The 5,471-nt window shown below is 40.9% G+C and carries 4 protein-coding genes; all 4 read right to left on the bottom strand.

All coding sequences use genetic code 11. The features are described from left to right. Positions 1 to 179: 179 nt before the first annotated feature. Positions 180 to 818, bottom strand: coding sequence for an anti-sigma factor (locus tag ACFQ38_RS11755; protein WP_336824738.1), 639 nt, complete (start codon positions 816 to 818; stop codon positions 180 to 182). Between the two features lie 12 nt (positions 819 to 830). Continuing rightward, positions 831 to 1,394, bottom strand: coding sequence for an RNA polymerase sigma factor SigW (gene sigW, locus ACFQ38_RS11750; protein ID WP_381481056.1), 564 nt, complete (start codon positions 1,392 to 1,394; stop codon positions 831 to 833). Positions 1,395 to 1,909: 515 nt separating this feature from the next. Beyond that, positions 1,910 to 2,812 (bottom strand): arginase, encoded by a 903-nt coding sequence (gene rocF, locus ACFQ38_RS11745; RefSeq protein WP_381481054.1) that lies wholly within the window; start codon positions 2,810 to 2,812, stop codon positions 1,910 to 1,912. An 82-nt stretch (positions 2,813 to 2,894) separates the two neighbouring features. Next, positions 2,895 to 5,021 carry a bifunctional diguanylate cyclase/phosphodiesterase gene (locus ACFQ38_RS11740; protein WP_381481052.1) on the bottom strand — a complete coding sequence of 709 codons (2,127 nt, stop codon included), beginning with the start codon at positions 5,019 to 5,021 and terminating at the stop codon, positions 2,895 to 2,897. Positions 5,022 to 5,471: the final 450 nt, after the last annotated feature.

Raw genomic sequence — 5,471 nt, 5'->3', positions numbered from 1 at the left:
TTTACTTGTTTCTCGACAATTCAAGTATAAAAGAAATGGTGATTACGTGCTTTTTTGGGGTTCTATAATATTTGTGTGAATACCCCAACAAATATTATAGAACCAATATATCGAAGCTTTATTCCTTCAATAAGAAAAGCGATCCGTACATGCCTTATGCAGTACAGATCGCAACTTCCTCATTCTGTTTGTTCTTTTCCATCACTCTTAGAGGAAGAGAAAACTTCTTTCACCGTCGTCTTAATTTTATACCAAAGCCAATCAAAGGCTTTATCAATCTCTTCACTTTTGCCGGTCACAACAGCAGTGGACGCCATATACTTTGAGCCGCGTATTACTGTAACGTCCCCATCAACCTCGCCTTCTATACGTAAGTTGCCGTTTTTGACGATTAAATCGCCTTTTACAACCTCTCCTTCAGGCACGATGACGGTTTCACCTTCTATGACGAGATTCGGTTGTTTCGTAAATGAAAACTGTTGATTGTTATTATAACTCGAAAATAACATTGCGCTCATTAATATGAAAAACAATGCCGCTGCCGATAATAAAGGATGACTGCGTAAAAAGCGTTGAATGCCCGCTTGCTTCTTCTCTTTTGGAAGACGCGCCATCACGCCCGAAACAAAATGATCCGGCGCATTAACTGGATCAGCACTTTGAAGGAATAACACCGACGTTTTCAGTTCATCCATCGTTTTTCTGCAGTGCGGACAAACTTCCAAATGCTCTTTTAACACTCGCTCTTCTTCTCGGCTGATGTCTCCGTCTAAATACGCGTGCATTAAATGAACGACTGGTTCTTGACACGTATTCATACTTATTCCCTCCTACATATTACCCATCTGTTTCCGAAGTGCTTCCCTTCCGCGGTGTACACGGGTCTTTACGGTCCCTAACGGTAATTCCAAAATATCACTAATCTCTTGCAACGGTAGCTCTTCCATATATCGAAGAATGATGACGGTGCGGTATTTATCAGGGAGTCTGCCAATTTCATATTGGACCCTCTCCTGCGCCTCCATCCTTTCTACTTCTTCTTCCGGCTTATCGCCAGTTGCCGCAATTTGGGAATACATATTTAGACCGTCGGTACCAGGCACTTCAGCATCAAGATAATAATCCGGCTTCTTCTTCCGGATTCGATCAATGCACAGGTTTGTTGCGATTCGATACAGCCATGTAGAAAATTTCCTCTTCTGATCATACGTATGAATATTAATATACGCACGTACAAAAGCTTCTTGGGCGATATCCTCCGCCTCCTGCCGGTTGCCAAGCATTCGATAACAAACTTGATACAGCCGATGTTGAAACATTGTCACAATCTCCTCGAATGCATCCTGATTGCCTCTGATCACTTCATTTATTCGTTTATTGACCAATTCATCCAATGACTTTCATCCTCCGCTCCATGCGGCTGTTCCTTCTATACGTTTGAAGGTTGCAATAGGTTTCATTTTTTATTAAGAAATAAAGATAATTATTTTCCCCCGGCTTTGTTTCCTCTTGCTTATGAAAGTGACCGAGGTTTTCTGAATTCAGCAGGAGTTTTGGTCCCTGCCGAATGGAAGGATATTGGCATTATCCTAACACGTATAGAAATGAGGGAATCTGCTGGTTCAGATAAAAGGAACCGCCCTTTTTCGCATGACAATTCTCTTTGTTTATAGGGTCTAATTTCCCTATCGGAAATATAATGGACAGTTGAAATGTAATTTCAAATCTGCTACGTTTACCTAATTATATTTTACCAAAGAAAATCGATGCTTTCCTCACTTATTTTAATTCTCATAAAATCCATTGCTCTTCATGGAGATAAATTCATTGGAACTTACTCATATAGTATGATTTCTTGCCATTCCAATCAACAAAAAAGCTATCCGTACGAAGCCGGACAGCCGATTGGTCATATTAATTTTTCTCCGAACAATGAACCCATCAAGCCGACCGCTACATCGGCAGTTTTGTTCTTTTCGTCAAGAATCGGATTCACTTCTACAAACTCGGCGGATGTAATCATGCCGGAATCCTCCAGCATCTCCATCGCCAAATGACTTTCACGATAGCTGATTCCACCTGCAACAGGCGTCCCAACTCCAGGTGTATAAAGCGGATCAAGACCGTCCAAATCCAATGATAAGTGAACTCCATCGACATTTCTATTTCGAAGGTACTCAATGGCCTCATTCATGACAGCTGTCATGCCATCTCGGTCAATTTCATGCATCGTGAACACCTTTATTTTTTTCTCTTTAATCAACTGCCGCTCTCCTGGGTCAACAGAACGAGCTCCGATTATGACAACGTTTTCAGGTTTCACTTTTTGCCCACCCTGCAAAATATTAACTAAGCGTTCATGCCCTAACCCCATTGCAACCGCTAACGGCATACCGTGAATATTGCCGGAAGGGGAAGTTTCTGCTGTGTTCATATCTGCGTGGGCGTCATACCAAATAACGCCTAAGTTTTTATATGTAGTCGATAAGCCTGATAGCGTCCCAATAGCAATGCTATGATCTCCACCTAAGACGAGAGGGAATTTTCCTTGCTTGATGACATCTGCAACTTTCCCCGCAAGCTCTGTATTCGCCGTAACAACTTCATCCAAGTTTTTCAGATTCGTATCTTGTTCAGTTTTTTCCACAGCGCTCACTTGAATATCTCCCTCATCTGTCACTGTATGACCGATTGACTCCAACCTCTTCAAAGCGCCAGCATAGCGTATCGCACTCGGGCCCATGTCCACTCCACGGCGGCTTTGCCCATAATCAAGAGGTACTCCGATGAGTGATATATGATGTTTGTCCAATTCTGCCACTCTCCTTTAATTTCCCACAGTTTCATTGTAAGACGTTAATGAGAATGGCTCAACTCGACAAATTTTTGAATATTTATTCACAAGAACCAATTGCTATCATCATACTTTCACAATCTTTCGGAGGCAGAGGCTTACTATAATAATACCCTTGCCCCTCCCTGCATCCTAATTCGAGCAAAATTTCCGCTTGCTCCTTCGACTCGATTCCTTCAGCTACAACATTTAAGCCCGCTGTATCCGCTAACATAATGATCGCTTTTACAATCGCTCTGCTATTTTCGTTCAATTCGATATCTCGAATAAAAGAGCGATCAATCTTCAACGTATCTGCAGGCAATTCTTTTATATAACTCAACGTACTATAGCCTGTTCCGAAATCATCGATTGCAACAGTGATCCCTAATTTGCGTATTCTCTCAATCGTGTCGCTCATCTCTATTCGGTTCGCAAAAGCACTTTCAGTCAATTCAATCTCAATCAAATCAGTATCAACAAACTCTTCCTTTAATATTCGTTCGATTGACTCAACGATGCCTATCTCTTCCAACTGAACGGCAGACATATTCACCGCAATGCGCACTGGGCAGCCTTTCTTTTTCCATTGCAACGCTTGCTTGCACGCTTCTCGTAAAATCCACTCACCCAATGGCAATATCATTTTCGTCTCCTCCGCCAAAGGGATGAATTTATCTGGAGGAATTCTGCCCAAATCAGGGTGGTCCCATCTAACAAGAGCTTCCACACTCGACAAAGCTTCCCGGGATAAATTGATCTTTGGTTGATATTCCAATTTGAAGTTGCCCATTTGGACGCTTTTTCTCAGTTCATTTTCGAGTAGAATACGTTCCAAGTTTTTTGTCGCCATTCCAGACTCGTACAGTTTGTAGCCACTGCCACCATGATCTTTTACAAAGCGCAATGCCTTTTCTGCCTTCGTAATTAGATCGGTTGATTGTGCAGCATGTTGCGGATACATGGCAATTCCACAGCTGATCGACAATACGATTGACTTCTCATTGATGACAATCGGTTCCTCCAAATGCTCTTTTATTTGGTGAGCAATCTTTTCGATGGCATTTTCGTCCTTTGCATCGGAGAGCGTGAAAGCAAATTCATCCCCTGAAATTCTGCCGATTACTTCATTTTCATTTAGCAGCGTTCGAAGACGATCCGCCAAAATGGACAACGTCTGATCGCCCGCTTCATGTCCAAATGAATCATTCACATGACGCAAACGATCAATATTTACATAGACTAAGCCTACTTTTGTAGAACTTCTCTCTGCAGCTTCCAATGATTGTTTCAATCGTTGTTGGAAAGAGCTTCTATTTAAGAGTGAAGTAAGCTGATCATAATCGTAAAGATCACGAATCATTGACTCCGAATGCTTTTGGCTCGTAATATCATGCATGGCGAGTACAAAATGGTTGTTATATTCCCCTTTTTCCCGAATTAAACGGAGCGTTGCTTCCATCGTCTTCAACTGTCCAACCTTATTTATAACAGCAATTTCAATCGGCTTCTCTATCGCAGCTTGCCGCTCTAATGCCTCTCGTATAACCGCATGATTTTTTTCAGAGACAAGGGAGTAAATAGATTCTTCCTTTAAAGCTGAAATAGAATAACCTAACAAATTCCGATGTGATGGTGAAAGGTATTGGAATCTACCTTCACGATCGATCACTGAAATGAAGTCCAAAGAGTTTTCCGTTATTAATCGATACACCTCTGCATCTTTTCGAATTTGTTCTTCCATCAGCTTACGGCTTGTAATGTCATATCGAATAGCGATATATCGATAAGGATGCCCTTTTTCATCTAAAAACGGAACGATTTTTGTATCTACCCAGTAATAACTTCCATCTTTTGATTGATTTCGGATTTCCCCTTTCCATACTTGCCCTTTGCCAATCGTCGCCCACATATTTTTAAAAAAGTTTTTTGAATGATAGTCCGAATTAATAATTTTATGTGTGGATCCGACTAGTTCTTCTGCGCTGTACTGTGAAATCTTAGTAAATTGCTCGTTCACATACGTTATTTTTCCTGTACGATCAGTAATCGCAACGATGGCGGATTGATCAAGCGCTACAGCAATATCGCCTAACATGCTTTTTAGGTCATGCCTATTCTCCTTGCCTGTATTGGCACTCATTACTTTCAAGTAATCATGCATATGCTTGTCACATTTCCTTTCCATTGCTATCGTTTCCCTAATCAAGAAAGGACTTAATTCCCTATTAATATACAATATCCATTTACTATTTTCTCCCTGTAAGCCTGAAAACTTATAATATATTTTTCTTCCATACTATATATAACGATTGCAAATGCTTACTACGAAACGCGCATTGAACAGAACAATTATGCAAAAATGCAGAACAAAGATACATACTACTTATTCAACTGCAATTCAATATCTTAATATTCACAGGTGCATAAGAATCCTTACAACACGCTAACTACTATGTTTGCCAAGCACAACCATACTTGGATTATAGATGGAACCTGCGTACGATAATGCTTTGTCATAAAGCTTACAAAAATAAAAAGGTTCTAAATCAAATGTTGGGGTGATGTGATTTGCACGTCACCCTTTTACTTAGATACCGCTGAGTAATGTTGATTTGCGCTACAGGGCGGACGCTTT

The organism is Sporosarcina contaminans, from assembly GCF_042679045.1.
GTDB lineage: Bacteria > Bacillota > Bacilli > Bacillales_A > Planococcaceae > Sporosarcina > Sporosarcina contaminans.
Note: the sequence above shows the minus strand (reverse complement) of the source record. Positions and strands in the feature narration are given on the sequence as shown.

Coding starts and splice junctions, on each gene's coding strand:
- ACFQ38_RS11755 (WP_336824738.1), bottom strand. CDS start 818: ATGAATACGTGTCAAGAACCAGTCGTTCATTTAATGCACGCGTATTTA.
- ACFQ38_RS11740 (WP_381481052.1), bottom strand. CDS start 5,021: ATGGAAAGGAAATGTGACAAGCATATGCATGATTACTTGAAAGTAATG.